This is a genomic window from Aquipseudomonas guryensis (genome assembly GCF_014164785.1).
Taxonomy (GTDB): domain Bacteria; phylum Pseudomonadota; class Gammaproteobacteria; order Pseudomonadales; family Pseudomonadaceae; genus Aquipseudomonas; species Aquipseudomonas guryensis.
Genome location: NZ_JACJFN010000002.1, coordinates 23,524 through 49,473 on the forward strand (window position 1 = coordinate 23,524; position 25,950 = coordinate 49,473).

26 protein-coding genes are annotated in these 25,950 nt (G+C 63.7%); 11 read left to right on the top strand and 15 right to left on the bottom strand.

Annotation, left to right across the window (positions count from 1 at the left end; genetic code table 11):
* Window positions 1–149 precede the first annotated feature (149 nt).
* On the top strand, window positions 150–893 hold the full coding sequence (locus tag H3H45_RS07730) for a class I SAM-dependent DNA methyltransferase (protein WP_182833175.1): 744 nt from the start codon (window positions 150–152) through the stop codon (window positions 891–893).
* Window positions 894–926: 33 nt separating this feature from the next.
* Here the strand turns inward: H3H45_RS07730 and H3H45_RS07735 are convergent, their stop codons facing one another.
* The 8 genes from H3H45_RS07735 to H3H45_RS07770 form a co-directional block, all read right to left on the bottom strand.
* Window positions 927–1,277, bottom strand: coding sequence for a hypothetical protein (locus H3H45_RS07735; protein ID WP_182833176.1), 351 nt, complete (start codon window positions 1,275–1,277; stop codon window positions 927–929).
* Between the two features lie 76 nt (window positions 1,278–1,353).
* A complete protein-coding gene (locus H3H45_RS07740) occupies window positions 1,354–2,265 on the bottom strand; it encodes a peptidoglycan DD-metalloendopeptidase family protein (protein WP_220494219.1) in 912 nt (303 codons plus the stop codon).
* Between the two features lie 237 nt (window positions 2,266–2,502).
* Window positions 2,503–3,423, bottom strand: coding sequence for a transcriptional regulator MetR (metR, locus tag H3H45_RS07745; protein ID WP_182833177.1), 921 nt, complete (start codon window positions 3,421–3,423; stop codon window positions 2,503–2,505).
* A 441-nt stretch (window positions 3,424–3,864) separates the two neighbouring features.
* The gene (locus H3H45_RS07750; protein ID WP_182833178.1) at window positions 3,865–4,569 is read right to left on the bottom strand and encodes a 4'-phosphopantetheinyl transferase family protein; all 705 of its coding nucleotides are present in this window, start codon (window positions 4,567–4,569) and stop codon (window positions 3,865–3,867) included.
* A gap of 222 nt (window positions 4,570–4,791) precedes the next feature.
* Window positions 4,792–5,577, bottom strand: a complete 786-nt coding sequence (locus H3H45_RS07755) for a dienelactone hydrolase family protein (RefSeq protein ID WP_182833179.1) — start codon at window positions 5,575–5,577, stop codon at window positions 4,792–4,794.
* Window positions 5,578–5,716: 139 nt separating this feature from the next.
* A complete protein-coding gene (locus H3H45_RS07760) occupies window positions 5,717–6,349 on the bottom strand; it encodes a DUF502 domain-containing protein (protein WP_182833180.1) in 633 nt (210 codons plus the stop codon).
* Window positions 6,350–6,451: 102 nt separating this feature from the next.
* Window positions 6,452–6,712 (bottom strand): hypothetical protein, encoded by a 261-nt coding sequence (locus H3H45_RS07765; protein WP_220494220.1) that lies wholly within the window; start codon window positions 6,710–6,712, stop codon window positions 6,452–6,454.
* Between the two features lie 98 nt (window positions 6,713–6,810).
* Window positions 6,811–7,674 (bottom strand): tetratricopeptide repeat protein, encoded by an 864-nt coding sequence (locus H3H45_RS07770; RefSeq protein WP_182833181.1) that lies wholly within the window; start codon window positions 7,672–7,674, stop codon window positions 6,811–6,813.
* Window positions 7,675–7,973: 299 nt separating this feature from the next.
* On the opposite strand from H3H45_RS07770, the gene H3H45_RS07775 reads away from it, so the two are divergent.
* The 4 genes from H3H45_RS07775 (at window position 7,974) to H3H45_RS07790 (ending at window position 11,684) form a co-directional block, all read left to right on the top strand.
* Window positions 7,974–8,405: a 3-isopropylmalate dehydratase gene (locus H3H45_RS07775; protein WP_182833182.1), complete on the top strand. Its 432-nt coding sequence runs from the start codon at window positions 7,974–7,976 to the stop codon at window positions 8,403–8,405.
* Window positions 8,406–8,481: 76 nt separating this feature from the next.
* The gene (locus H3H45_RS07780; RefSeq protein WP_182833183.1) at window positions 8,482–9,369 is read left to right on the top strand and encodes a LysR substrate-binding domain-containing protein; all 888 of its coding nucleotides are present in this window, start codon (window positions 8,482–8,484) and stop codon (window positions 9,367–9,369) included.
* A gap of 97 nt (window positions 9,370–9,466) precedes the next feature.
* Window positions 9,467–10,576, top strand: coding sequence for an agmatine deiminase (gene aguA / locus H3H45_RS07785; RefSeq protein WP_182833184.1), 1,110 nt, complete (start codon window positions 9,467–9,469; stop codon window positions 10,574–10,576).
* Window positions 10,577–10,586: 10 nt separating this feature from the next.
* Complete coding sequence (locus H3H45_RS07790) at window positions 10,587–11,684, top strand: extracellular solute-binding protein (RefSeq protein WP_182833185.1); 1,098 nt, start codon at window positions 10,587–10,589, stop codon at window positions 11,682–11,684.
* A gap of 143 nt (window positions 11,685–11,827) precedes the next feature.
* On the opposite strand, the gene H3H45_RS07795 is transcribed toward H3H45_RS07790, so the two are convergent.
* From H3H45_RS07795 to H3H45_RS07805, 3 genes are all read right to left on the bottom strand, one after another.
* Window positions 11,828–12,265 (bottom strand): thiol-disulfide oxidoreductase DCC family protein, encoded by a 438-nt coding sequence (locus H3H45_RS07795; RefSeq protein WP_182833186.1) that lies wholly within the window; start codon window positions 12,263–12,265, stop codon window positions 11,828–11,830.
* An 81-nt stretch (window positions 12,266–12,346) separates the two neighbouring features.
* Window positions 12,347–13,063, bottom strand: coding sequence for a substrate-binding periplasmic protein (locus H3H45_RS07800; protein ID WP_182833187.1), 717 nt, complete (start codon window positions 13,061–13,063; stop codon window positions 12,347–12,349).
* Between the two features lie 38 nt (window positions 13,064–13,101).
* A complete protein-coding gene (locus tag H3H45_RS07805) occupies window positions 13,102–13,713 on the bottom strand; it encodes a LysE family translocator (RefSeq protein WP_182833188.1) in 612 nt (203 codons plus the stop codon).
* Between the two features lie 471 nt (window positions 13,714–14,184).
* On the opposite strand from H3H45_RS07805, the gene H3H45_RS07810 reads away from it, so the two are divergent.
* From H3H45_RS07810 to H3H45_RS07820, 3 genes are read left to right on the top strand one after another with little or no spacing between them, the layout of a single operon-like run.
* A complete protein-coding gene (locus tag H3H45_RS07810) occupies window positions 14,185–15,306 on the top strand; it encodes a beta-ketoacyl-ACP synthase III (protein WP_182833189.1) in 1,122 nt (373 codons plus the stop codon).
* A gap of 18 nt (window positions 15,307–15,324) precedes the next feature.
* A complete protein-coding gene (locus H3H45_RS07815; protein ID WP_182833190.1) occupies window positions 15,325–15,933 on the top strand; it encodes an RNA polymerase sigma factor in 609 nt (202 codons plus the stop codon).
* Entirely contained in the window at window positions 15,927–16,166 is a 240-nt protein-coding gene (locus tag H3H45_RS07820; protein ID WP_182833191.1) for an anti-sigma factor family protein, read from the top strand. The genes H3H45_RS07815 and H3H45_RS07820 overlap by 7 nt, the downstream gene beginning before the upstream one ends.
* A gap of 138 nt (window positions 16,167–16,304) precedes the next feature.
* Here H3H45_RS07820 and H3H45_RS07825 read toward each other — a convergent pair whose 3' ends face one another.
* The 4 genes from H3H45_RS07825 to H3H45_RS07840 all read right to left on the bottom strand — a co-directional run bounded on the left by H3H45_RS07825 (window position 16,305) and on the right by H3H45_RS07840 (window position 20,991).
* The gene (locus tag H3H45_RS07825; protein ID WP_182833192.1) at window positions 16,305–16,703 is read right to left on the bottom strand and encodes an META domain-containing protein; all 399 of its coding nucleotides are present in this window, start codon (window positions 16,701–16,703) and stop codon (window positions 16,305–16,307) included.
* Complete coding sequence (locus H3H45_RS07830) at window positions 16,700–17,137, bottom strand: hypothetical protein (protein WP_182833193.1); 438 nt, start codon at window positions 17,135–17,137, stop codon at window positions 16,700–16,702. The genes H3H45_RS07825 and H3H45_RS07830 overlap by 4 nt, the downstream gene beginning before the upstream one ends.
* A 27-nt stretch (window positions 17,138–17,164) precedes the next feature.
* Window positions 17,165–18,160, bottom strand: a complete 996-nt coding sequence (locus H3H45_RS07835; protein ID WP_182833194.1) for a 2-hydroxyacid dehydrogenase — start codon at window positions 18,158–18,160, stop codon at window positions 17,165–17,167.
* Window positions 18,161–18,237: 77 nt separating this feature from the next.
* Window positions 18,238–20,991 carry a response regulator gene (locus tag H3H45_RS07840; RefSeq protein WP_182833195.1) on the bottom strand — a complete coding sequence of 918 codons (2,754 nt, stop codon included), beginning with the start codon at window positions 20,989–20,991 and terminating at the stop codon, window positions 18,238–18,240.
* 174 nt (window positions 20,992–21,165) lie between these two features.
* Between H3H45_RS07840 and cysM the strand changes: the two genes are divergently transcribed.
* The 3 genes from cysM to relA all read left to right on the top strand — a co-directional run bounded on the left by cysM (window position 21,166) and on the right by relA (window position 25,795).
* Complete coding sequence (cysM, locus tag H3H45_RS07845; protein ID WP_182833196.1) at window positions 21,166–22,059, top strand: cysteine synthase CysM; 894 nt, start codon at window positions 21,166–21,168, stop codon at window positions 22,057–22,059.
* A gap of 56 nt (window positions 22,060–22,115) precedes the next feature.
* Window positions 22,116–23,468, top strand: coding sequence for a 23S rRNA (uracil(1939)-C(5))-methyltransferase RlmD (rlmD, locus tag H3H45_RS07850; RefSeq protein WP_182833197.1), 1,353 nt, complete (start codon window positions 22,116–22,118; stop codon window positions 23,466–23,468).
* Window positions 23,469–23,548: 80 nt separating this feature from the next.
* Window positions 23,549–25,795 (top strand): GTP diphosphokinase, encoded by a 2,247-nt coding sequence (gene relA, locus H3H45_RS07855; protein WP_182833198.1) that lies wholly within the window; start codon window positions 23,549–23,551, stop codon window positions 25,793–25,795.
* Window positions 25,796–25,950 lie beyond the last annotated feature (155 nt).

Here is a 25,950-nt window from a genome sequence, read left to right on the forward strand (position 1 = left end):
CACCAGGCTTCCGCTCATTGCGCGCCTTTCGCCTGGCGTACCGGTCGTGGCTTGTTGAACGAACCTACCTTGAGTGCTCTGCATGCGCGCGGGGCTGCTTGTCTATACCATGCGCGCTCTGAATTTTTCGCTCGAATGGCCGGAGCATTATGTCATCCACTGCTTTGTATACCGATCTGTCCGGCTACTACGACCTGATGTGTGCCGACATTGACTACCCGGCACAAAGCAATGGCGTGCGCCGGCTGAATCAGTTGTTCGGCAATAACGGCAGCGACCACCTCGACCTGGCCTGCGGCACCGGACCGCATGTGCGGCACTTCATCGATGCGGGTTTCAACAGTGCAGGGCTGGATATCAACCAACCCATGCTGGATATCGCTCAACTACGCTGCCCCGAAGCGCACTTCAGCTTGCAGGATATGTGTGGCTTCACGGTCGCCGCCCCCGTGGACCTGATCACCTGCTTCCTCTACTCCATCCACTACAGCGGCACAGTGGAGCGGCTGCAACAGTGCATTGCCCGTGTGCATGGCGCACTCAGGGAGAATGGAGTGTTCTGCTTCAATGCAGTCGACAAGGGCCAGATCAACAACCAGTCATGCGCACGGCATACGGTTGAGCATGACGGCAGCCACTTTACCTTCAGCTCCGGCTGGCACTACGGCGGCCAGGGCGAACAGCAAGCACTGCGGCTCAGTATCGAAAAGACCACGCAAGGCGTGACGCAGTCCTGGCAGGACGAACATCCCATGGTGGCGGTGAGTTTTGCTGAGCTGCAAACGCTGCTGGAACCCTATTTTGCAGTGCAGGTATTTGAGCATGACTACGCGCGGATCGTGCCTTGGGATGGCCAGTCCGGTAACGCTATTTTCGTGTGTGTGAAGCTTTAACCCTAGAACTCGTGACTCAGCGCGTTGTGTGCATCACAGGTCAAAGATGTAGCCCAGTGCAGCGGCGGTCATGGCCAGGGCTGAGGCGATGATGGCCGGTTTCGATGTGAGTAGTTTTAAAATCCCCTGAGCATGTTGGTTGCGTATTTCCCGTAGTTCACTGGCTGCCTCGGGCGCTATGTCGTTCAGAAAATAGCGGCTGCTGTAGATGAGGTGCCGGCCCTGTTTGAGTTCGCTGGACTGCAGGCAACTGATAGAGAATATCTCCTCGCCATCCGGGCCTAATCCGCTGGGCAAAACATAAGAATCCAGGCCGTGCCTTCTCAGTGCTGAATTCAGGTAGTCGGCGAGGTTTTTATCTTTGAAGTCGAGCAGTGTGTACATGGTTTAATACAGGCTGATTCGGTGAGCGGATACGGCATACGCTGCCGACTAAACGCCATGGGCGATTGCTACGCTGTTAGAAACTGTTTGCGACCCCGGCCAGTTTCATGCCTCTTTGTGGGATAAAGGGCGTTCCGTTCTGATCTACAAATTTAAAGGGTATTGAGACGGTCGTTAAGCCTGCATTTCTACGTACTACAAAATGCAAGTGTGGGCCCGTTGAATACCCCGATGAGCCGGAACGAGCCAGTATATCGCCTACTCTAACCCTGTCGCCGGGCTGGACTTTGGCACTGCCCATCAATAGATGGGCATAGACGGCGTATGTGCCATCGTCATGCAGGATTTTTACATAGTTGGCCTTGTCGAGGAAGTATCCCGTTTTGCCGCTCATATGGTAATCATCTTTTGCCCAGACTACCGTCCCCTCTCGGGCCGCACTGATGTTGGTGCCAACAGGCATGGCGATGTCGACCGCGTACATGTTGGCGGCATCGGTATGGGAAAATGCACCGTTGAATGACTGGGTTATTCTATGTGTGGTCAATGACGATACGGGAGTTTTATATAAATAATTTATTGCCTGGGCCGCCGGATCGCCCAGTTGCCAGCCATAACGAAAGGGCGGAATATTCGTGCGGCTCTTATAGATGACTTCTTGTTTGGTGCTGGGTGCGACGTAGCTGTGGGTGCCTGTTTCAAAAGCGGTAGAGATTACTCGGAATTCAACAGGCGCATGCAAGGGGTTGTCGGCGATCAGGTAATACCAGCCATCCTGATGGCGCGTATATATTGCTGGCTTGGGCAGTGTTGTTTTGTTGTCTTTATACTCAATGCTTTCTACTTCATGTGTATCTGCAGGGCGCTTGTCGCTAAACACCCACTTCCCATTACTGTCCTTGTATTTATACATTTCCTGGCTAAAAGAAGCGCAGGATAACAATGCTGTCAGCAAGAAGCTGGTCAGTTGTAATGCGTTTGTTTTCACCGCGGATTTCCCTGGTTGTTGTCAGGCGACATAACGGCCGTATTTAAACGTGACGGCTATGTGGCGCAATCTTCCTTGTGGTCTGTAAAGGCCTTGCCTGCTCCGCTAGCGATAGCGCTCGCTGAGTCATGCGATCATACGGCAAGCCCAGGCCACCGATGGGCTCGGTGGCTGAGTTCGGACGCTACCGTTTTGTCTAGGCCCTGTCCATGTCGCGCCATCCGCTGCGGCGCGGGGTCAGTTGCGCGCGGCGCTGACGCCTTCCAGGGTGGCGAAAGAGGTGTCCTTGGCGGTGAGCAGGAAGTCGCGCATGAACGGGGCGTCGAGCATGTCGGCGCGGATGCCGGCGTAGAGGGTGGCGAACAGGCCCTTATCGCCCAGGCGCTTGGCCGTGACGTAGCCGCGCGAGCTGTATTCGTGCAGCGCCCAGTTGGGCAGGCCGCATACGCCGCGGCCGCTGGCCACCAGCTGCATCATCATCACCGTGAGTTCCGAAGTGCGCACCTGCGCCGGTTCGACGTCGGCCGGCTCTAAGAAGCGGGTGAAGATGTCCAGGCGGTCACGCTCTACCGGGTAGGTGATGAGGATTTCCTTGGCCAGGTCTTCGGGAACTATGTAGGGCTTGCCGGCCAGCGGGTGCTGGTTGCCCACGGCGAGCATGGCTTCGTAGGTGAACAGCGGCACGTAGGTGATGCCGGCCAGTTCCACCGGATCGGAGGTCACCACCAGGTCGAGGTCGCCACGGGCCAGGGCCGGCAGCGGGGCGAAGGAGAAACCGGAGGCCAGGTCCAGCTCGACTTCCGGCCAGGCGTCGCGGAACTGGTCGATGGTCGGCATCAGCCACTGGAAACAGCTGTGGCATTCGATGGCCATATGCAGACGCCCGGCAGTGCCACCGGCCAGGCGCGTGAGATCGCGTTCGGCGGCGCGCATCTGCGGCAGCAGGCTGTCGGCCAGTTGCAGCAGGCGCAGGCCGGCGCTGGTGAAACGCACCGGCTTGGTCTTGCGGATGAACAGCGACAGGCCGAGCTGGCTCTCCAGCTCCTTGAACTGGTGTGACAGCGCCGACTGGGTCAGGTGCAGGCGCTCGGCGGCTTCCACCAGGCTGTCGGCCTCGCGCAGGGCGTGCAGGGTTTTCAGGTGGCGGATTTCCAGCATGGCGGCCTCGTTATGTAGGGCGGATGACGCTCTGTTCATCCAGCAATGGGGCTGTGCGGTTTTCAACGGTGGATAAGCGAAGCATTACCCACTCTACAATGATCGTGAGTAAAACTGCTGATTGCTGCAAATATGTTGAGTTTGTCTCATGTTCCATCAGGTGTCGAGAATGGCGCCCTTGATGGGCAAGGAAGCAGATCTATGGCGTTGGTCAAAACCTTTGCATCGCCGCAGTGGTTAGCGCCGCTGAACTGACGACGAGTTCAAGGCTTACCGGGTTTCCCGAGTTTTCTCGAAGCTACGGACTGCTCCCTCTGCCATCGATGGGAGACGAGTGCATGGATGCAGGAGGTAGCGCGACGCAGGAAGCCAGAGCCGAAGGCTGGGAGAGATGCTAGGGCTCTGAGTAGCCCTCTCTCCTCAGGTGGGGGCGTTGCCGCTCTACGCCGCTACCCCAATCAAACTCAGCAAATAGCCATCGAACTCGGCGAACTGGCCATCCAGCTCGCTGCCACTCGACCAGCCACTACCCAGGTCGATCAGCAGGCGCAGTCGCGCACGGCCATCCTCGCCCCAGTGCAACAGCTCGGCGTCGTGGAAGTAGAAGCGCTGGCGCACCAGCGGATAGAGCGCCTTGAACAGGCTTTCCTTGAGGGAAAAGGTCAGGGTCACCAGGCGGGCGAAGGCCTCGGCCTCCAGCCCGCTGGCACGTTCCAGCTCGGCCGGGGTAAGGATCTCGCCGGCCAGTTTGGCGGCGCGGGTGGCGCTGAGCTGCTGCTCCACATCCAGGCCCAGGCCTTGCCAATCGCGGGCGTGGGCCACCAGCGCGGCGGCCTGGCCGGCGCCGTGGGTGATGGAGCCGACCACACCGGACGGCCACTGCGGCGCGCCATCCTCACCGCGCCCCGGCACGCTGGGTTTGCCGTGCAATTGGCGCAGCGCCTCGCGGGCACACAGGCGACCGGCCAGGTATTCGCCCTGGCGCTTGGCCACGCCGTTGATCGCGGCAATGCCGCAGCGCTGGAAGTCCTCGGCGTGCAATAGCGCGGGGTCGAACTGGGCGCGCACCAGTTGCGCCCCCGGCAATTCCAGGGGCGCAGGCCAGGCGCAGGGCTGCAGGCTGCAGAAGGGCGGGAAGTGATTCATGCCGGCATTCTGCCGTGCAGCGCAGGGGCGGGCCAGCCGTTTACATTTCTTTGCACTGGTGTAACGAAGCGCTACAGAGCAAACGCTTGGTTTTTGCCAATATGGGACATGCGTTCCAAGTGAGCGCTGGTGAGGTTGTAGCCACATCCGGCAATTTGTCGTTGTGGTTTTACTCTACTGATTGAGTGCGGGAGCCCATTGGGCTCCCGTTTTTTTTGCCGGCTATTTGGCAAATACATCTTGCAACAGCGCTTGCATATCGGCCCAGGAGCGCTCGTCGGCCTCCTTCTGGTAGCCGAGATCGAGGCTGTGGCCCTTGTGCGCATCGGCATCCGGGTTGCTGAAACCATGCTTGGCACCGGGCAGTTCGACGAAACGGTAGTCGGCGCCGGCCTTGTCCATTTCCGTCTTGAAGTCGCTGATCTGCTGCGGCGTGATGAAGCTGTCGGCGGCGCCATGTTCGACCAGCACCTTGGCCTTGACGCTGCCTGGTGTGGCCGGAGTGGCGGTGGCCAGCGCACCGTGGAAGCTGACCACCGCTGCCAGCGGCACGCCCTGGCGAGCCATGTCCAGCACCACCTTGCCGCCGAAGCAGTAACCGATCGCGGCCAGGCGTGCCGGATCAGTTTGCGGCTGGGCCTTGAGCAGTTCGAGGCCAGCATTGAAACGTGCCTTGGCCGCCTCGCTGCTGGCCAGGGCGGCACTCATGAAGGCCTTGGCATCGTCCGGGTGCTGGGTGTTCTTGCCACCGCCGTACATGTCGATGGCCAGGGCGCTGTAGCCGAGGGCGGCGAGGTCACGGGCGCGGCGCTTGGCGTAGTCGTTCAGGCCCCACCACTCATGTACCACGACCACACCGGGGCGGGCACCGGCGATGGCGTCATCCCAGGCCAGGTAGCCGATCAGCTGGGTACCATCGGGGCCGGTATAGGACATCTCGCGGGTCTGGATGGCAGCCTGGGCGAAGGTGCTGCAGCACAGCAAAAGACTCAGCAGAAGAGGGCGCATGGCAGAGATCTCCAGAGATGGGCGAAGCGCTCAGTCTGGCCCAGCTTGCCCCACACGGAAAGCGAGCCAGGCAAATCCGTGAGTCTGCTCGGCTCTGCCGCGGGCCTCGTGCAGGGCGGTCCGGCGGGGATCGGCAGCCTCAGGCCTTGGGCGGGGTGATGCCCATGGATACATAAATGCTGGTGAAGCGGTCCATGCCCATCTCCGCCGGCTTGACCCACTCCACCGGCACATACAGCAGGCCACCGCCGACCGGTACGGGCGCGGTCGGCACCAGGATGGCGTGGTAGGCGCGGCCGTCGATCTCGATGGGCTGCGGGTTGGGCAGCAGGGCCAGCACCGCCGTGCCATCGCCGCCGAAGAAACACCAGACCGGACGCATGGCCGCCAGGTCGGCGCCTTCCTGCTGGTCGAGCAAGCCGACCAAGCGGTCAGCCAGGCCATACAGGTTGCCGAGCAGCGGGATGCGCCGCAGGGTGCGGTCGAACAGGCGGCGCAACGGACCCTTGAGGCCGAGCTGCACGGCCAGGCCGAGCGGATAGAGCGCCACCAGCAGCGCCAGGGTACCCAGCAACCAGGCCAGCAATGGACTGCTGACGAAGGGCTGACCCAGCCCGGCGAAAAGCTTGCCGACAAAACTGGTGGGGCCGATCAGCTGGTTGAGCAGGCTCACCAGCCAGCCCAGCAGAGCCAGGCTCAGGGCGAGCGGCAACAGCGCCAGCAGGCCGGCCAGCCAGGTGGTGAGAAGCGAATTGAAGCTGCGTTTGAACATGGGAGTGTCCGCTGGGCTGGCATCGAATGGCGGCGCCAAGGCTAGTGCAAAGCCCAGGCGCTGCCTACCCGCTGCTGGCAGTCAGGCCGCTTCAGCAGGTACTTAGCGCTTGCCCATCGAGCGGCGAGTGCCGGGCGGTGCGGCGCCGATCTTCTTTTCGTGCGCGGACTTGTTGCCCTTCTGGTGCCAGGGCTGGTTATCGCCCTTGCCCGGCGCGAAGGTGGCTGGCGCAAAAGGGAAGCTGAAGGCCGGAATCACGGGCTTGTCGGAGGGTTCGGCTGGGCTGGCGGCACAGTCGGCGTCGAGCGTTGCTTCGCTCTGAATGGCAGCGGGGGCTTGGTCAGGCGAGAGTTTGGAAGTCATGACGGTTCACGGCGAGCCAGAAGGGATGGAGCGGGAGTATACCTGGCCGGCAGGCCCCGGTCGGTTAAAGCCGCTTTCAGGCCGGTTGCGAGCTTGGCTCAGGACTCCAGCGGCAGTGCCTCCACCGGGCACTGCGCGGTTTCGTCGGCCAGCTGGCGTTTAAGCCACTGCTCGGCCTGGGTATACCAGCTGTTGCCATTCTCATTGAGCTGCGACAGCGCGCTTTCATCGCCATTGGCGGCGGCTTTTTCCAGCCAGAGCTGGCGCTGGGTCTGATTGACTGGCGTGCCGCGACCCAGGCTGTAGGCCTGGCTTAGGCTGAACTGGGCGCGTGGCTCGTTGTTCTGCGCGGCCTTGCACAGCCAATGCAGGGCTTTGCCGTCGTTACTGGAGTAACGCTCGGCCAGCTCGTCGCCGCTGCTCATGTCGAGCTCCTGCGCTTGCGCCGGATCGCTCCAGTAGTGTTGGCCGAGCAGGTACTGCGCCTGTGGATTGCCCTGGACCGCAGCTTTCTCGAACCAGTACATGGCGATGAATAGCTGGCCGGAAATTTCCCGGTCTTTCAGGTGCTCTAGACCGAGCTCGATCTGCGCCAGATCCAGCCCGTCGTGGGCGGCCTGGGCCAACCAGGCGCGGCGCTGTTGGTCGTCTTCGGGCAGCAATCCATCCCGATAGAGCTTGGCAATTTCGAAGGAGGCGCGGTTATAGCCCTTGCCGGCGGCGCTGATGTACCACTGCTCGGCCTGCTGGTAGTAGCCCAGGCGGTGGAAGTGGTGGGCGATATTGAAATCGGCGCAGGCATCGCCGTCGCTCTGGGGACCATCCGGCTCTACAGCGCGTGGTGGCTCCAGCTCCTCGACCTTGAGCGTGCACTCGATGGGCTCGGCTGCCAGGGCCGTGAGGCTGCTCAGCAGAGGCAAGCCAACGAGGGCGGCGAAAATGGCGCGTTGGGCAAGGCGCATCAGGTTCCATCCTTCATGCTGTGGGTGACATCCATGCTCGATTGCACGGGTGTTGGGCGCCCGTGCAACGTTTGCGACCTTAGCCAATTTGTTGCAGCCCACACAAGCAATCGAGCCGGCAGGTATGTGACCGGCAGCAGGCCCTGGAACTCGATACCCATGGAGTAAGGTGAAGAGTGCTGCAGTGGTTTGCCGGACAGGGATGCTGGTTCTGCTTCTGCTGAGTGGTCGCTACTTGAGTCCCACCGCCGAAAGCGCCAATACTGGGGCGCATCCCAGATCGCCCAAGGAGGGCTTCCATGCGCTTGATCTCTGCAGTTCTGCCGTTGCTGTTGCTGGCTGGTTGTTCGTCCTTTCGCGCCGATCCGGAGCATGTTAAACAGGTGCCGGCCGACCGCCTGCTGGCTTTCCAAGAGATGCGTGAAGGCGCTGGGCAGATCGTGGTCAACCGTGACCTGGGCATGATGGGCGGCGGCTGCTATGTGGCCATCGAGGTGGATCGCCAGGTAGCGGCGCGCATCGGCGTCGGCGAAGTGGCGACCTTCCAGGTGCCGGCGGGCACGCGGGTGGTGGGCATCACCCTGGACAAGCAGGACGATACCCTGTGCAGCATGGGCCGCTTGTTGCGCGAGCTGGCCGTGCCGGTGACGGCCGGTGAGACCTACGCCTTCCGCATCGTCAGTGAGAACCAGGGTGGCTTCGATATCCGCCCGGATATGCCAAAACCCTGATATCCAGCGGATATCTACTGGATGCCGACATGCCTGCTGAACAGGCATGCCGGCTTTTGCCGGGAAGCCTGTTGCCATGCGTCGCCTGCCATCTCTTACCGCCCTGCGCACCTTCGAGTGTGCTGCGCGGCATGCGCACTTCGGTCGTGCTGCTGCCGAGCTGTGTGTCACCGACAGCGCGGTCAGCCACCAGATTCGCCAGCTCGAAGAGCAACTCGGCACGCCGCTGTTCCAGCGTGACGGCCGCCAGGTGCGCCCCACACCGCAGGCCAAGCGCCTGTTGCGCAGCCTGCAGCAAGCCTTCGAGTTGATCGGCGAGGCCTGCGACGAGCTGCGCGACCCCGGCTCCCAGGCGCAACTGCGCATCGCGGTGACCGCCGAGCTGGCGCAGAAGTGGCTGGTCGGGCGCCTGGCCGATTTCAGCGAGCGCTATCCGCAGATCACCCTGCACCTTTACGAGCAGCCGCTGGAGGCGAGCCAGCCCGGCGAGGAAGTCGACCTGGCGATCACCTACGGCACCGGTCCGGCCGATGGCAGCGCCTACTTCGTGCGGCCGCTGCCGACGTTGCTGTTTTTCCCGGTATGCAGTCCCGGCCTGTTCAACCAATTGCCGCTTAAGCACCCGCGCGACCTGGCGCGCCACTGCCTGCTGCACGACGACCAGGACGGCAAGACCTGGACCGCCTGGCTGACCACCCACGCTGGCGATATCCAGCCGCAGCGCCACCTCTACCTAGGCCATGCCGGGCTGACCATGGAGGCCGCCGCGCGCGGCCAGGGCGTGGCCATCGGCGACAACCTGACCAGCGCCGAGGACCTCGCCAGCGGCCGCCTGGTGCGCCCGTTCGCCGCCAGCGTGGCTTCGCTCGGGCAATACGCGCTGGTCTGCGAACGCCTGCGCCTGGACAAGCCGGCGGTAGCGCAGTTCGTCGAATGGTTCACCGATCAGCTGGTCGACCTGTGAATTAGATTCAGCTATCCCGCGATAATGGTCATTGGTCGCAGGCGCTCTGCCGCGGGTACTGTCGAGCTATCCAACAGCCACCGACGAGTACCTAGCAATGGCACGTTCCCTGACCTCCCTGCCCAAAGCCGACGGCTTCCGCCTGCCCGGTGAATTCGAACCCAAGGCCCGTTGCTGGCTCGGCTGGCCGGAGCGTACCGACGTATGGCGCAATGGCGCCAAGCCGGCACAGAAAGTCTGGGTGGATATCGTCACGGCCATCGCCAGCAGCGAGCCGGTCACCGTGTGCGCCTCGGCCAGCCAGTACGCCAACGCCCGTCGCCAGCTGCCGGCCCATGTGCGGGTGGTGGAAATGACCTGCAACGACACCTGGTTCCGCGACAGTGGCCCGGCCTTCCTGGTCAATGACGACACGGGTGAAGTACGCGGCGTGGACTTCGAGTTCAATGCCTACGGCGGCCTCGACGGCGGCCTCTACTACCCGTGGGACAAGGACGACCAGATCGCGCAGAAGATCCTCGAGATCGAAGGCTACGACCGCTACCGCGCGCCCTTCATCGCTGAGATGGGCGGCATCCAGACCGATGGCCAGCGCACCCTGCTGACCACCGAGCAGTGCCTGCTCAACCGCAACCGCAACGCCCACCTGGGCAAGGACGAGATGACCCGCCGCCTGCAGGATTACCTCGGTGCCGAACAGGTGATCTGGCTGCCGCGCGGCTGCAAGTTCGATGAAACCGACGGCCATATCGACGACCTGGCCTGCTTCGTCCGGCCGGGCGTGGTGGTGCAGCAATGGACTGACGATCGCAGCGATCCGCAGTGGGAAATCTACCAGGAGGCCTACGACATCCTGCGCAGCACCCGCGACGCTCAGGGCCGTGAGCTGCAAGTGCACAAGCTGCCGCAGCCGCGCGTGCTGGAGTGGACGGCGGAAGAGGCAGAGGGTCTGGATCAGGACGACGCCACCCACACGCGCCAGGCCGGCACGCAGATCTGCGCCTCCTACATCAACTACTACGCCGGCAACTCGGCCATCGTCGTGCCGCTGTTCAACGACCCCTGTGACCGCGTGGCCCAGGCCACCCTGGCCGAGCTATTCCCCCAGCACCGGATCCTCGGCATCGAAAACTCGCGGGAGATTCTCCTCGGTGGCGGCAACGTCGCCTGCATCACCATGCCGCAATATGCCGCGCCCAAGCGCTGAGGAGGTTTCGATGAAACTGCACGTCACTCTGTTAGCCCTGGGCCTGGCCGTCTGCGCGAGTGCGCAGGCGGCCGAGGCCGAAGCGCCCAAGCAGGTCAACCTGTATATCTGGAACGAATACCTGGCCCCGGACACCCTGTCTTCCTTCGAGCAGAAGACTGGGATCAGGGTGGTGGCCGACCACTTCGACTCGCTGGAGACAGTGGAGACCAAGCTGCTCACCGGCCGCAGCGGCTACGACCTGGTGCTGACCGCTGGCCAGCACCTGCAACGGGCGATCCAGAGCGGCGCGCTACAGCCGCTGGACAAGGCCGCGCTGCCGCACTTCGCCGGGCTCGATGCGGAGTTCACCGGGCACATGGCGGCCTTCGATCCGGGCAACCGCTACGCAGGGTTATACGTCTGGGGTACCACCGGTGTCGGCTACCAGAAGGAGGCCATCGCCAAGCGTATGGCCGACGCGCCGAGCGATAGCTGGGCCATATTGCTCGATCCGCAGGTGGTCGCTAAATTCGCCGACTGCGGGGTGAGCTTCCTCAACGATCCCAACGAGGTGTTCGCCGCGACCTTTCGCTACCTGGGCCTGGATATAAACAAGCAGAGCCTGGATGACCTGAAACTGGCCGAAGCGCACCTGGCCAAGGTGCGACCATCTATTCGTTACTTCGACAACGACCGCAATATCGCCGACCTGGCCAACGGCGACACCTGTCTAGCGATGTCGTGGAATGGCAACGTATCGATCGCCGCCGGCCAGGCGCAGCAGGCGGGCAAGCCGTACAGCCTGCACTACAGCATCCCGCGCGAGGGCACGTTGATCTGGTTCGATGCTATGGTGATCCCGGCGGATGCGCCGCACCCGCAGGAAGCGCTAGCGCTGATGGATCACCTGATGACGCCCGAGGTAATCGGCGCCATCAGCAACAGCATCTACTACGCCAATGCGGTGCCGGCAGCGAATGCCACGGTCGATCCGGCCATCCTCGCCGACCCCGGCACCTACCCGCCGCAGGCACTGCGCGCCAAGTTGTACACCAAGAACGACAACAGTCAGGCGTTCAACCGGGCATTGACGCGGGCGTTCAGCAAGTTGAAGTCGGGTTTGTAGGCTGTCAGCCAGTACTGGCCGGGGGCGTTGAACAGGCTCAGTGGCGGCGTGCCGGGTACCTGACCAGTGCTTGTGACACGCCGCCAACTGATCCTGTACAAAACCTATACATGATGTGCGTGTGTGGCAAGGGTTTTCTCTGCCTAGCGCAGCTTTTGCTGCTCATCATCGGGCTTTTCCACGCTGCAACGGTCACGGCAGCGAGCTGCGCCATCCGGGTGGGGCAACCAGTCAAGGTGTGGCCGTAGCAGCGCGAAGATACGGTAGGCGACCAGCCAGAAGGGACGCATCGGTCGCCAGCGCAGTGGCGCGACCCAGCTACCCAGACCAACGCAGTGCCAGCTCCAGTAAGTGGCATCTATGCCAGTCAGCCAGTGACCATCGGCGCTGCGGGCATGCAGCAGCTGCCCTAGCTGCTCTCGGCTGCGTCCGGCCGCTGTGGCGTCGAAGTTTGCGGCGCTGATATCCACCAGATGCAGGCGCTGCGGATCGGCCCGGCGTTGCAGTAGGTGGATTTCCCTGGCGCATAGCGGGCAGCTGGCGTCGACATACAGGGTCAAGGGTAAAGAGGGCGTGAGCATGGCTTTGTATTCTTGTACATGAGTTGTACAAGTTAGGCTTGGGGCGGTCGGCTGGCAAGTGCTTTGTAGAGGCTGCGGGTGTCAGCGATAGCGGGCGAGGATCGCTTCGAATTCGCCATCGTTGCTCATCTGCACCAGGGCGCGTAGCAGTTGCATGGTCGGCACGTCCGGCTCGTCACGGACAATGCAGGCGACGATGTCGCTGGCAATTTCGCGGACTACCTGCAGCTTGCGGTTGGCTGGTTGCTGGCGGTTGAACCACTGTAGCGCCAGCTCATTACTGACCGTGAAGCGATAACGTTCGGCGACCAGCTTGGCCAGGGCCAGCTCCTGGGTGCGTGCATCTTCGCGCACTAACTGTCCGGCATTGAAGTCGCTTTGCAGTTGCGGATAACTGAAGCCCAGTACAGTGCCGATGGTCTCACCTGGCAGCGGGGCCAGCCTGTCGCCGGGGCGGCCGACCAGCAGGTCGCGCTGCACCATGAAGGGCACGCTCCAGATGTACTGGTGATGGGATTCCTCTAGCCAGGCCGGGTTGACGTAGCAACGCACGTCTATTTCGCCGCGCACGAGCATTTGCTGCACGCGCAGACGCGGCATGACCTGCATCTCGGCGCGCCGCCCGACCTTTTGCGCCAGGCGTAGCTGCAGATCATAGAGGATGCCCCGGGTGGGGCGGCCTTCGTCGATCTCGACCATCGGCATGGCCCAGCTCTCGCTGATCGGGAAGCGCAGCGGGCGCGGTTCGGCGCTGAGGCTGGCGCTGCACAGCAGCAGGGAGAGGAGCAGCAGACGCATGCGAGTACCGGGTTGAGTGGCGCTTCGGGTTGGTTGTTTCAACGGCTCAGGGGCAAGGCGATTCCTAGCGTGGTGAACAAACCTCCGCAGATTCGGTTGAACAACTGTCCAGAACGCTCCAGCCAGGGGCGGATACGCTGCGCCAGGCGGGCCAGTCCATACTCCACCAAGCCTTCGACCAAGGCAAAGGTCAATGCCATAACGGCGAACTGTAGCCAGAGTTCATGGGCCGGGTCGATGAACTGTGGCAGGAAGGCGCCGTAGAACAGAATCACCTTGGGGTTGGATAGTGCAGCCAGCAATCCCTGGCGCAGCAAAGCCATGGCTGGTCGGTCTGTGCTTGCTGCAAGGCTCTGCAACTGTAGCGGCAGCGAGCGCCAGAGTTGCACGCCCAGCCAGATCAGATAGGCACCACCCAGCCATTTGAGCAGGATCAGTGCGTCGACCGAGGCCTGCAGCAGAGCCGCCAGGCCGAACATCGACAGGGCCATCAGCAGCACAAAGCCGAGCACGCCACCACAGACGGTCCACAGGGCTTTGCGATGACCGTGCAGGGCACCATGGGTCAGGGCCAGCAAACTGTTGGGGCCTGGGGTCAGAGCCAGGCCGATAACGGCGAGCAGATAGATGAGCCACGTATGCAGAGCCATGTCGGGAGCCTCGATCTATCCATAAGGGTGAGGTGTGTCGGCGGATTGATGCCGGCCGCACAGCATGTCGGGGGCCTTGCGCTGTTCTGCCGCGGCCAGGTTCGATTTTGCGCCGTTCCTGATTGATGGGTCAAAGTGCTTTGGCTTGGCTGGGACGTTAGGCAAGCGCTAACAGAGCCTGAGCGACCTTGCAGGAATAGTCGCTAGATTGGCGAAAATCGCCGCATTTTATCTGTGCCTTGTGTCGCTAAAACAGCATCTCTCTTTGCTCAGGGTTAGGCGCCGCCAGTCTGGCACTGACGTGCCGAAGCAGCAGCCAGCGCCCGGCTGTGGCAAACTCGATGTTTTCAAGCGGGGCGTGCCACTGCCTGGCGCTGACGCCTCGCCTGACCAAGAATTTCTGCCTGCGGCTGGCCGCAGGCTTATCGCACAACTGGTCGCGACGACGACCCAGAACAAGAGGAACGCCCCGTGCACAAAGCCGTAATCAGTGGCACTGGCCTGCATACCCCAGCTAACAGCATCTCCAACGAGGAGCTGGTGGTTTCCTTCAATGCCTATGTGCAGCAGTTCAACGCCGACAATGCTGAGGCCATCGAGCGCGGTGAAATTACGGCGCTGACCGAGTCCAACGCAGCCTTCATCGAGAAGGCATCGGGCATCAAGAGCCGCTTCGTGATCGACAAGGCTGGCATTCTCGACCCGCAGCGCATGATCCCGCGTATTCCTGAGCGCAGTAACGAGGAGTGGGGCATTCTCTGCGAGATGGCCGTTGGCGCCGCCAAGGAAGCCCTGCAGCGCGCTGGCAAGACCGTCGCCGATATCGACGGGGTCATCGTTGCCTGCTCGAACCTGCAACGCGCCTACCCGGCTGTGGCCATCGAAGTGCAGGCCGCCCTCGGCATCAACGGCTGGGGCTACGACATGAACGTGGCCTGCTCCTCGGCCACCTTCGGCATCCAGGCCGCCACCACCGCAATCCAGACTGGCCAGGCCCGCGCAGTGCTGATGGTCAACCCGGAAATCTGCACCGGTCACCTGAACTTTCGTGATCGCGACAGCCACTTCATCTTCGGCGATGCGGCCACCGCGGTGATCGTCGAACGTGCCGATCTGGCCACCTCGCAGTACCAGTGGGACATCGTCGGCACCAAGCTGCTGACCCAGTTCTCCAACAATATCCGCAACAACTTCGGCTTCCTCAACCGCGCAGCGGAAGAGGGCATCGGCGCGCCGGACAAGCTGTTCGTCCAGGAAGGCCGCAAGGTGTTCAAGGAAGTCTGCCCGATGGTCGCCGAGCTGATCGCCGCCCACCTGGACGAGAACCAGCTCAACGTCAGCGACGTGAAGCGCTTCTGGCTGCACCAGGCCAACCTCAACATGAATCTGCTGATTGCCCGCAAGTTGCTCGGTCGTGATGCTGAGGAAGGTGAAGCGCCGGTGATTCTCGATACCTACGCCAACACCAGCTCGGCCGGCTCGGTGATTGCCTTCCACAAGCACCAGGACGACCTGCCGAGTGGCGCGCTGGGGGTGCTCAGCTCCTTCGGCGCGGGGTACTCCATCGGCAGCGTGATCCTGCGCAAGCACTGATAGAGGCTCACGGCGAGCATGTCAGGGAACGACGTCGAGCTGCTCACCCGCCTGCTGGCTGGTGAGCAACAGGCTTTCCGCGAGCTGGTCGCCACCTACCAGGGCGCCATGCGCGCGGTGGCCTACGCCATTGTCGGCAGTCGCAATGCCGACGAAGTGGTGCAGGATGCCTGGTTGGCCGTGGTGCGCAACCTGGAGGGCTTCCAGCAGCGCTCCAGCCTGAAGACCTGGCTGCTGACCATCACCGCCAACACCGCCAAGACCCGCCTCAAGCAAAATCGCCGCGAAGTGCTGCTGGATGACCTGCCCGGGCCCCACGGTAGTGTTGGCGGCGAGCGTTTCGCCGCGGATGGCCACTGGCAGACACCACCCAATGCCTGGCACGAGGACTCGCCCGAAGCCCTGCTGAGCGAGGAAGAGTTGCGCCAGTGCCTGGAAAAAACCCTGGCCAGCCTCTCCGAGATGCAGGCCAGCGTATTGCTGCTGCGTGAGCGTCAGGGTCTGGAATTGGAGGAGATCTGTAATCTTCTCGAGCTTTCTCTCTCCAATGTGCGGGTGCTGTTGCACCGCGCGCGGCTCAAGGTGTTCGCCACCCTGGAGCATTTCGAGGAGACCGGCCAATGCTGAGCTGTAAGGAACTGGTAGCCCATTCCAGCGATTATCTCGATGGCCAGCTGAACCTGCGCGAGCGTCTGGGTGTGCGTGCGCATCTGGCCATGTGTCGCCACTGCCGGCGCTTCATCCGCCAGATGAAGGTCACCCAGGGGGTGTTGCGCAAGCTGCCGGATGCAGCCATTCCCGAGCTGGATGCGCTGGCCGAGCGCCTGGCCGAGCAGCGCAACAAGTCGCGTGGGGATTGAGTAGGGTGGGCGTGAATGGGCTCTGGCAGGGCCTGCGCGTGACCGATTCGGCGGATGGGCGCAGAGCCTGATTCGAACCTCGGCAACTCCCCTCTCCCACTTGTGGGAGAGGGGCCGGGGGAGAGGGAATGGCGCTACTCAGCCTTCATCCGGCCACAGACGGATTGGCTTGCCCGCTGCCGGCCACAGACGCAGCTGACCAATCCCCGAGACATCCCAGCGCTGCACCTGACCCAGGGCTTCGAGGAAGCGTTGTTCCTGTTCCATCAGCGCGGGAGCGCACATCTTGCGGGTGCTGCCGGCAGTCTCGAAGTGCAGCTTGTCACCCTCGCGGGTGTAGGCGGCGAACCAGTGGTTGCAGCCGGCAGTGCCATAGGCGCGGCCATCTTCGCCGAGGGTCACGGTCAGGTGGCTGCGATCAATCAGCGGACGCTCGCCAATCCACTCGACCCGGTAGGTCTTGTCGCTTTCCAGTTGCACCGGGTCGGCGGCGCAGCCGGCCAGGCTGGCGGCGAGCAGGGCGAGGGCTGGTTTCATGCGCTTTTCTCCATGCAGCGGGGGCAAAGGTGCTGGCCATTACGGCTGTGCCAGCCGAGTTCCTGGATGCGCGCTTCGGCGGCGGCCGGGCGGGCCTTTTCACCGAGCGCGGCGTCTACCGCGAACTCGAAGTCCAGCTGGGCGGCGCAACCGTCGCAGGTCACCTGCCAGTTGAGGATAGCCAGTTCGCGGAAGACCGGACCGGTAGCTACGGCTACCCACTGGCCTGGCGGATTGATCAGGCGGCGGACCTTTTCCACTTCCAGGCGCAGGGTCAGTTCGCGACTGCCCTTGAGGGTCACCAGCAGGGTGTCACCATTCTGGATGGCGCCGCCATTGCCGGTGACCTGGTAACGACCGGGCACCAGGGCGCGGCATTCGGTCAGGGTGTGTTGCGGGCTGAGCAGGGTGTAGCGAAAGTCGTGTAGAGCCATGAGTCCTCCAAGTCAGCGCGAATGCTATCACGGGGTTGCGCTTACCCGATTGACCGGCTGGCCCGCGCTCCAGGCGGCGATGTTGTCCAGGGTAGTGCGGGCAATCGCCGCCAGCGCCTCGCGGGTGAGGAAGGCCTGGTGGGCGGTGACGATGACGTTGGGAAAGGTCAGCAGGCGTGCCAGCACGTCGTCCTGCAGCGGCTGGTCGGAGCGATCCTCGAAGAATAGCTCGGCTTCTTCTTCGTAGACGTCGATACCGAGATAGCCGAGCTGACCGCTTTTCAGCGCGCCGATGAGCGCCGGGGTGTCGACTAGGGCGCCGCGACCGGTATTGATCAGCATGGCGCCGCGTTTCATCTGCGCCAGGCGCGGGCCATCGATCAGGTGGCGGCTGCTGTCGTTCAGCGGGCAGTGCAGGCTGATGATGTCGCTACTGGCGATCAGTTCGTCGAGGCTGACCTGGCGGGCGCCGAGTTCGCTCAGGTTGCTCACCGGGTAGGGGTCATACAGCTGCACCGTGCAGCCGAAGCCGGCCATGATGCGGGCGAAGGCCTGGCCGATCTTGCCGGCACCGATCACCCCGACGCATTTGCCATGCAGGTCGAAGCCGGTCAGCCCGTGCAGGCTGAAATCGCCTTCGCGGGTGCGGTTGAAGGCGCGGTGGATGCGCCGGTTGAGCGCCATGATCAGCGCGACCGCATGCTCGGCCACGGCAAAGGGCGAGTAGGCCGGCACGCGCACCACGACCAGGCCGAGCTGCTGCGCGGCATCGAGGTCGACATGGTTGTAGCCGGCTGAGCGCAGGGCAATCAGGCGTGTGCCACCCGCGGCCAGGCGCTCAAGCACGGCGGCCGATAGATCGTCGTTGATAAAGGCGCAGACCACCGGGTAGCCGGCGGCCAGCGCCGCGGTGTGCAGGTTGAGGTGGGCTTCCTGGAATTGCAGTTGCCAGTCGGCGGGTGCGCTGGCGGCGAGGAAACTGTCGCGGTCGTAGGGCTTGCTGCTGAACAGGATGATGCGCATGGCGGTTTCCTGGGGCGGGATGCAGGTTGCCAGCCCGCATCCCATAGGTGAATAGAGAGGCCCGGCGTGGGCTGGTTTCAGGCGCTGACTGCGGCCTCCTCGGCCAGGCGGGCGATGGCTGCGTCGAGTTCGTCGAGGGCGCCCTGGGCGGCGGGGCTCTCCTGTTTCAGCAGGGTTTCGCTGCGTTGGCAGGCCGCGCGTAATTGCGGCACGCCGCAGTAGCGGGTGGCGCCGTGCAGACGGTGTACCCGTTCGAGCAAGGCGTTGCGGTCACCGCTTTCGCGGGCCTGGCGAATGGTCTGGCGGTCGGCAGCCAGCGAAGCCAAGAGCATGCTCAGCATGTCGGCGGCCAGATCGGCCTTGCCGGCCGCCAGGCGCAGGCCTTCCTCGGCATCCAGCACCTGCAGCGAACTGTTGGCCGGCGCGCTGTCGGCGGCACTGGCGACGACCTGGCCACGCAGGTCGAGGCCGGTCCACTTGAGTACCACCTGGGCCAGCTGGCGCTCGTTGATCGGCTTGGTCAGGTAGTCGTCCATGCCGCTCTGCAGCAGGGCGCGCTTCTCGTTGGCGAGGGCATGGGCGGTGAGGGCGACGATCGGCATCGGGCTGCGCTCGCGCTCCTGTTCCCACTGGCGGATCGCCTCGGTGGCCTGCCGACCGTCCATACCTGGCATCTGCACATCCATGAAGACCAGATCGAAGTTGTGCTGCTGCACGCTGTCCAGGGCGGCATAGCCGCTGTCCACGGCAATCACCTCGGCGCCCATGTCGCCGAGCAGGGTCTGCACCAGCAGTAAGTTGGCCGGGTTGTCGTCGACACACAGCAGGCGCGGTGCGCGGCTGGTCAGCGGCTGGCGGCTTTCGCTTCTGTGCTGGCGCGGGTGGATCAGGTCGGACAGGGCACGCTGCAGCTTGCGCGTGCAGGCGGGCTTGGCCTGCAGCTGGCTGTGGGCGTCCGGCAGGCTCTCGTGGTACAGCGCCTGCTCGGTGGTCGGGCACAGCACCAAACTCTTGCAGCCGAGGCGGTCGAGGTCCCAGATGCGCTGGCTAAGCTGTTCCGGCGGCAGCTCTTGCACGCGCACGCCGAGCACGGCCAGCTCGATCGGCTGCTGGCTTTGCTGGTGCTGCGCCACACCTTCCAGCAGGGCGTCGAGGCTAGTGAACGGCAGTACCTGCAGGCCGCAATCTTCCAGCTGATGAATCAGTGCCTGGTGGACCAGCGCATGGGATTCCAGCATGGCCACGCGGCGACCGCTGAGTGGCGCCCGCGGCAGGTCTTCGCTGTCGTCGCGCGCCTTGGGCAGGCTCAGGCTGATCCAGAACTCCGAACCTTCCTCGGGCGTGCTGTCCACGCCGATCTCGCCGCCCATCTGTTCGATCAGTCGCTTGGAAATCACCAGGCCCAGGCCGGTGCCGCCGGCTTGACGCGACAGCGAGTTATCGGCCTGGCTGAAGGCCTGGAACAGCGCGCGCTGATCTTCGTCTGACAGGCCGACACCAGTGTCCTGCACGCTGATGCGCAGTTGCGCTCGATCGTCGCTTTCGTCTTCGACCATGGCGCGCAGGGCGATGGTGCCTTCGCGGGTGAACTTGATGGCGTTACTGACCAGGTTGGTCAGTACCTGCTTGAGCCGTTGCGGGTCGCCCTGCAGCGACAGCGGGGTGTCGCGGTAGACCAGGCTGACCAGCTCCAGCTGTTTCTCGTGGGCGGCGGGGGCGAGCAGGGTCAGGGTGTCCTGCAACAGGTCGCGCAGGTTGAACGGAATGCTTTCCAGCACCAGCTTGCCGGCCTCGATCTTGGAGAAGTCGAGGATCTCGTTGATGATTCCCAGCAGGCTCTCGGCGGACTTTTCGATGGTACCCAGGTAGTCCTGCTGGCGCGGGGTCAGGTCGCTTTTCTGCAGCAGGTTGGTGAAACCGAGGATGCCGTTGAGCGGTGTGCGGATCTCGTGGCTCATGTTGGCGAGGAACTCCGACTTGATGCGGCTGGCCTCCAGGGCCTCCTTGCGCGCGAAGTCCAGCTCGATGTTCTGGATCTCGATGGTCTCCAGGTTCTGTCGTACGTCCTCGGTGGCTTGGTCGATGCTGTGCTGCAGTTCTTCCTGGGCATTCTGCAGCGACTCGGCCATGCGGTTGATGCCTGAGGCCAGTTCGTCCAGTTCATGGTTGCCGAGGGCTGGCAGGCGCGTCTGCAGATTGCCGTCCTTAAGCTGGGCCACACCCTGTTTGATGCTGCGCAGCGGCTCATTGATGCTGCGGCTCATGCGCAGGGCGAGCAGGGCGGTGACGGTCAGCCCGGTGACGATCAGCAGCAGGCTGGCGAACAGGCTGCGATAGCCCTGCAGCAGGGTGCGGTGGTGTGACAGTTCCAGCTCGACCCAGCCGATCAGGCGGTTGGCTTCGTCGTCGCTCTGCTCGCTGACCAGGCTGCGGTGACGGCCGTAGACCGGCAGCAGAAAGCGCGTGGCATCCAGGCCGCTGCTCTGCACCAGTGGGCTGCCGTCGCTCTGCGGCGGTGGGCTGAGCATGCTCGGGCCTGCCTGGGCCAGGGGTTGGCGTTCGCTGGAGAGGAAGCTGACGGCGCGCACATCGGCCTGGTTGAGGGTTTCCTGGGCCAGGCGTTCGAGCAGCTTGGTGTCGTTGCGGCCCAGCGCCGGCGCGGCCAGAGGCGCCAGTTGCTGCACCACCAGTTCGCCGCGCTGTTGCAGCTGGGCACGCAATTCGGCCAGCTGCATCCAGGTGAAATAGCCACCCAGGACCAGGGCTAGCAGGCTGGTGGGCAGCAGGGTGAGCAGCAGCACGCGGCCCTTGATGCCGAGTTCCTTGAACACGGGGTTCTCCAGCAGGTAAGTGTCCGTCGAGTTTAGCGGCTGACCGGCATGGCTGACAGCCGCTTAGGTCTCTATATAAGTATTGGTAACAAGCTGGGCAGTTCCTGCGATATGGCGGGCGACGGTTTGCCGTTATCATGGACGCCTTTCTGTACTCGGATCATTCAGTTCGCCATGAGCCTGCAGTTTCCCACCATCGCCGATTGCATCGGCAACACCCCGCTGGTTCGCTTGCAACGCCTGCCCGGCAACACCTCCAACACCTTGCTGGTGAAGCTGGAGGGTAACAACCCGGCCGGATCGGTGAAGGACCGTCCGGCGCTGTCGATGATCAGTCGCGCCGAGCAACGTGGCGACATACAGCCCGGCGACATGCTGATCGAGGCCACCAGCGGCAACACCGGCATCGCCCTGGCCATGGCTGCGGCGATCAAGGGTTACCAGATGGTGCTGATCATGCCGGACAACTCCACCGCCGAACGCAAGGCGGCGATGACCGCCTACGGTGCCGAGCTGATCCTGGTCGACAGCATGGAAGGTGCTCGTGACCTGGCCCTGCAGATGCAGGCCGATGGGCGTGGCAAGGTGCTCGACCAGTTCGCCAACGGCGACAACCCGGTGGCCCACTACACCGGCACCGGCCCGGAGATCTGGCAGCAGACCCAGGGCAGCATCACCCACTTCATCAGCTCCATGGGCACTACCGGCACCATCATGGGCGTGTCGCGTTACCTCAAGGAACAAAACCCGGCGGTGCAGATCGTCGGCCTGCAGCCGCAGGAAGGTTCGGCGATTCCCGGTATTCGCCGCTGGCCCGAGGAATACCTGCCGAAGATCTTCGACGCCACGCGAGTGGACCGGGTGATCGACATGAGCCAGCTGGAAGCCGAGCAGGTGATGCGGCGCCTGGCGCGCGAGGAAGGCATCTTCTGTGGCGTGTCGTCCGGCGGTTCGGTGGCGGCCATGCTGCGCCTGTCGCAGGAAGTGGAGAACGCGGTGATGGTGGCGATCATCTGCGACCGCGGCGACCGCTACCTGTCCACCGGCGTCTACGACGACCCGCAATAATCTCCACGGCCGCAGCCAGGCTGCGGCCTCAGCGTATCGATCAGCAGGTAATCCAGATGGCCAAGCGCAGCAGTGGCTTGCGTTTCCAACCCAGCGGCGGCGAGCGCAAGGCGCAGGTGCCGGTGGGCAAGAAGCAGAAGCTCAGCATCGAGCGGCTGGCCAACGATGGCCGCGGTATCGCTTTCGTCGAGGGGCGCAGCTGGTTCGTCGCCGGCGCGCTGCCCGGCGAAGAGGTCGAAGCGCGCGTGCTGGCAGCGCGCAGCCAGGTGGTCGAGGCCCGCGCCGAGCGCATCCTGCAGGCGGTGGAGCTGCGTCGCCAGCCGCCTTGCGCGCATGCCGGCACGTGTGGCGGCTGCACCCTGCAGCACCTGCCACACGCCGAGCAGCTTGCCCTGAAACAGCGCAGCCTGAGTGAACAGCTGCAGCGCGTGGGCGGAGTTGAGCCCGAGCAGTGGGCCGCGCCGCTGGTCGGCCCCGAGTTTGCTTACCGCCGTCGCGCGCGCATCGCCGTGCGCTGGGACGTCAAGAACAAGCAGCTTGAGGTCGGCTTCCGCGCCGCCGCCAGCCAGGACATCGTTGCCATCGCCGACTGCCCAGTACTGGTACAGCCCTTGCAGCCTTTGCTGCGCGCGTTACCGCTGTTACTGCGCAGCCTGGAAAAACCCCAGGCGCTTGGTCACGTCGAACTGTTCCACGGCACCCAGGCGGCCCTGCTGTTGCGCCACACGGCGCCGCTGGGCGAGGCCGACCTGGCGCGCCTGCGCAGTTTCTGTAGCGAGCACCAGGCGCAGCTGTGGCTGCACGGTGCCGGCGAGCCTGAGGCCGATCAGCCTGGGCTGAGCCTGGGTTACCGCCTTGAACCCTGGAACCTGGAGCTGCAGTACCGGCCGGGGGATTTCGTCCAGGTCAACGAGCCGGTCAATCAGGCGATGGTCGAGCAGGCACTAGACTGGTTGGCAGCGCAGACTGGCGAACGGGTGCTGGATCTGTTCTGCGGCCTGGGCAACTTTGCCCTGCCGTTGGCGCAGCAGGTCGCCGAGGTGGTGGCGGTGGAAGGGGTGCAGGCGATGGTCGAACGTGCGCGTGGCAATGCCGCGGCAAACGGCCTGGGTAACCTGCACTTTTTCCGTGCCGACCTGTCGAAACCGCTGGCCGAGGCCAGCTGGGCCAGGCGACCGTTCGACGCGGTATTGCTCGATCCGCCGCGTGATGGCGCGTTCGAGGTGGTCAAGCAGATTGGTGCGCTGGGCGCCCGGCGCCTGGTCTATGTATCGTGCAATCCGGCGACCCTGGCCCGCGATGCGGCCGAGCTGGTGCGCCAGGGTTATCGGCTGAAACGGGCCGGCATTCTCGACATGTTTCCGCAGACGGCACATGTCGAGGCAATGGCGTTATTCGAGGTGGACTAGGAAGTCCACGTAATCCGACTGGCCCAGAGAGGCTGGCGATATTTCTGCGAGTCGAGCGCTCGCCGTAGGGAAGGTAAGAGATGGTACAGGTCAGGGCTCATCAGCCGATCAACGATGACGGCAGCATCAACCTGCAAGCGTGGCTGGACCACACCCTGAAAGCCGACCCGGCGCTGGACCGCGCGGCGCTGCAAGTCGCCTGCGAGTTCGCCCGCGATGCCGAGCAGCAGGCCAACGCCGCGCAGAACCTGTGGGCCGAGGGCAACTCCAGTTTCCGTACCGGTCTGGAGATCGCCGAGATCCTCGCCGACCTCAAGCTCGACCAGGATTCGCTGGTGGCCGCGGTGATCTACCGCGCCGTGCGCGAAGGCAAGATCACCCTCAAAACGGTGCAGGAAAAGTTCGGCCCGGTAGTGGCCAAGCTGGTCGAGGGTGTGCTGCGCATGGCGGCTATCAGCGCCTCGCTGAATCCGCGCGACTCCCTGGTGCTCGGCTCCCAGGCGCAGGTGGAGAACCTGCGCAAGATGCTGGTAGCCATGGTCGATGATGTGCGCGTGGCGCTGATCAAGCTGGCCGAGCGCACCTGCGCGATTCGTGCGGTCAAGCATGCCGACGACGAGAAGCGCCACCGCGTGGCCCGCGAGGTTTTCGACATCTACGCGCCGCTGGCTCACCGCTTAGGGATTGGCCACATCAAGTGGGAGCTGGAGGACCTGTCCTTCCGCTACCTGGAGCCTGAGCAGTACAAGCAGATCGCCAAGCTGCTGCACGAGCGCCGCCTCGATCGTGAGCAGTACATCAACGATGTGATGAAGCAGCTGCGCGAAGAGCTGACTGCCGCCGGGATCAAGCCGGACATCAGCGGGCGGGCAAAACACATCTATTCGATCTGGCGCAAGATGCAGCGCAAGGGCCTGCAGTTCAGCCAGATCTACGACGTGCGCGCGGTGCGCGTGCTGGTGCCGGAAATGCGCGACTGCTACACCGCGCTGGGCATCGTGCACAGCCTGTGGCGGCACATCCCCAAGGAGTTCGACGACTACATCGCCAACCCCAAGGAGAATGGCTACCGCTCCCTGCACACCGCGGTGATCGGCCCGGACGGCAAGGTGTTGGAAGTACAGATCCGCACCTCGGCCATGCACGAGGAAGCCGAGCTGGGCGTGTGCGCGCACTGGAAGTACAAGGGCACCGACGTCAAGGGCAACTCCGACCACTACGAGGAGAAGATCTCCTGGCTGCGCCAGGTGCTTGAGTGGCACGAAGAACTCGGCGACATCGGCGGCCTGGCCGAACAGCTGCGCGTCGATATCGAGCCGGACCGGGTCTACGTGTTTACCCCGGACGGTCACGCCATCGACTTGCCCAAGGGCGCCACGCCGCTGGACTTCGCCTACCGCGTACATACCGAGATCGGCCACAACTGCCGTGGCGCCAAGATCAACGGGCGCATCGTGCCGCTCAGCTACAGCCTGCAGACCGGCGAGCAGGTGGAGATCATCACCGGCAAGAACGGCTCGCCGAGCCGCGACTGGCTGAACTCCAACCTAGGCTACATAACCACCTCACGGGCCCGGGCGAAGATCGTCCACTGGTTCAAGCTGCAGGACCGCGACCAGAACGTCGCCGCCGGCAAGACCATGCTCGAGCGCGAATTGGCGCGTCTGGCGTTGCCGCACGTGGACTTCGACAAGCTGGCCGACAAGTGCAACATGAAGACCGCCGAGGACATGCATGCCGCCCTCGGCGCCGGCGACCTGCGCCTGGCCCACGCGGTCAATATGGCGCAGCAACTGGTCGAGCCGGAGCGTGGCAACGAGCAGCTGGAGCTGATCCCGCGGCGTGCCAGCACCGGCTTCAAACCGGGCAAACGCGGCGATATCCAGATCCAGGGCGTCGGCAACCTGCTGACGCAGATGGCCGGCTGCTGCCAGCCGCTGCCGGGCGACCCGATCGTCGGCTACATCACCGTTGGCCGCGGGGTTTCCATCCACCGCCAGGACTGCGCCTCGGTGTTGCAGCTGGCCGGGCGCGAGCCGGAGCGGATCATCCAGGTCAGCTGGGGCCCGGTGCCGGTGCAGACCTACCCGGTGGATATCGTGATCAAGGCCTACGACCGCTCCGGCCTGCTGCGCGACGTCTCCCAGCTGCTGCTCAACGAACGGCTCAACGTGCTGGCGGTGAACACCCGCTCGAACAAGGAAGACAACACCGCGTCGATGTCGATTACCGTCGAGATTCCCGGGCTGGATGCGCTGGCGCGTTTGCTCGGGCGCATCTCGCAGTTGCCCAATATTATCGAGGCCCGCCGCAGCCGCAGCAGTTGAGCTGCTGCGCTCGGTCTGGCGTTGTTGAAGTGGCGCCGGAAAATGCTCATTGGCCACAGCCAACTCCGCTTTTCCGGCGCCACTTCGCCTAGCCAGCCCTTCGCTCGCGACGCTCAACCCTGACCGTTACCTATCCGGGCTACCCGCTAATTACC

Coding starts and splice junctions, on each gene's coding strand:
- H3H45_RS07815 (WP_182833190.1), top strand. CDS start 15,325: ATGTCAGGGAACGACGTCGAGCTGCTCACCCGCCTGCTGGCTGGTGAG.
- H3H45_RS07790 (WP_182833185.1), top strand. CDS start 10,587: ATGAAACTGCACGTCACTCTGTTAGCCCTGGGCCTGGCCGTCTGCGCG.
- H3H45_RS07830 (WP_182833193.1), bottom strand. CDS start 17,137: ATGGCTCTACACGACTTTCGCTACACCCTGCTCAGCCCGCAACACACC.
- H3H45_RS07770 (WP_182833181.1), bottom strand. CDS start 7,674: ATGCGCCTTGCCCAACGCGCCATTTTCGCCGCCCTCGTTGGCTTGCCT.
- H3H45_RS07735 (WP_182833176.1), bottom strand. CDS start 1,277: ATGTACACACTGCTCGACTTCAAAGATAAAAACCTCGCCGACTACCTG.
- H3H45_RS07775 (WP_182833182.1), top strand. CDS start 7,974: ATGCGCTTGATCTCTGCAGTTCTGCCGTTGCTGTTGCTGGCTGGTTGT.
- relA (WP_182833198.1), top strand. CDS start 23,549: ATGGTACAGGTCAGGGCTCATCAGCCGATCAACGATGACGGCAGCATC.
- H3H45_RS07780 (WP_182833183.1), top strand. CDS start 8,482: ATGCGTCGCCTGCCATCTCTTACCGCCCTGCGCACCTTCGAGTGTGCT.
- H3H45_RS07820 (WP_182833191.1), top strand. CDS start 15,927: ATGCTGAGCTGTAAGGAACTGGTAGCCCATTCCAGCGATTATCTCGAT.
- H3H45_RS07760 (WP_182833180.1), bottom strand. CDS start 6,349: ATGTTCAAACGCAGCTTCAATTCGCTTCTCACCACCTGGCTGGCCGGC.
- H3H45_RS07835 (WP_182833194.1), bottom strand. CDS start 18,160: ATGCGCATCATCCTGTTCAGCAGCAAGCCCTACGACCGCGACAGTTTC.
- cysM (WP_182833196.1), top strand. CDS start 21,166: ATGAGCCTGCAGTTTCCCACCATCGCCGATTGCATCGGCAACACCCCG.
- H3H45_RS07730 (WP_182833175.1), top strand. CDS start 150: ATGTCATCCACTGCTTTGTATACCGATCTGTCCGGCTACTACGACCTG.
- H3H45_RS07765 (WP_220494220.1), bottom strand. CDS start 6,712: ATGACTTCCAAACTCTCGCCTGACCAAGCCCCCGCTGCCATTCAGAGC.
- H3H45_RS07755 (WP_182833179.1), bottom strand. CDS start 5,577: ATGCGCCCTCTTCTGCTGAGTCTTTTGCTGTGCTGCAGCACCTTCGCC.
- rlmD (WP_182833197.1), top strand. CDS start 22,116: ATGGCCAAGCGCAGCAGTGGCTTGCGTTTCCAACCCAGCGGCGGCGAG.
- H3H45_RS07805 (WP_182833188.1), bottom strand. CDS start 13,713: ATGGCTCTGCATACGTGGCTCATCTATCTGCTCGCCGTTATCGGCCTG.
- H3H45_RS07825 (WP_182833192.1), bottom strand. CDS start 16,703: ATGAAACCAGCCCTCGCCCTGCTCGCCGCCAGCCTGGCCGGCTGCGCC.
- aguA (WP_182833184.1), top strand. CDS start 9,467: ATGGCACGTTCCCTGACCTCCCTGCCCAAAGCCGACGGCTTCCGCCTG.
- H3H45_RS07800 (WP_182833187.1), bottom strand. CDS start 13,063: ATGCGTCTGCTGCTCCTCTCCCTGCTGCTGTGCAGCGCCAGCCTCAGC.
- H3H45_RS07750 (WP_182833178.1), bottom strand. CDS start 4,569: ATGAATCACTTCCCGCCCTTCTGCAGCCTGCAGCCCTGCGCCTGGCCT.
- H3H45_RS07795 (WP_182833186.1), bottom strand. CDS start 12,265: ATGCTCACGCCCTCTTTACCCTTGACCCTGTATGTCGACGCCAGCTGC.
- metR (WP_182833177.1), bottom strand. CDS start 3,423: ATGCTGGAAATCCGCCACCTGAAAACCCTGCACGCCCTGCGCGAGGCC.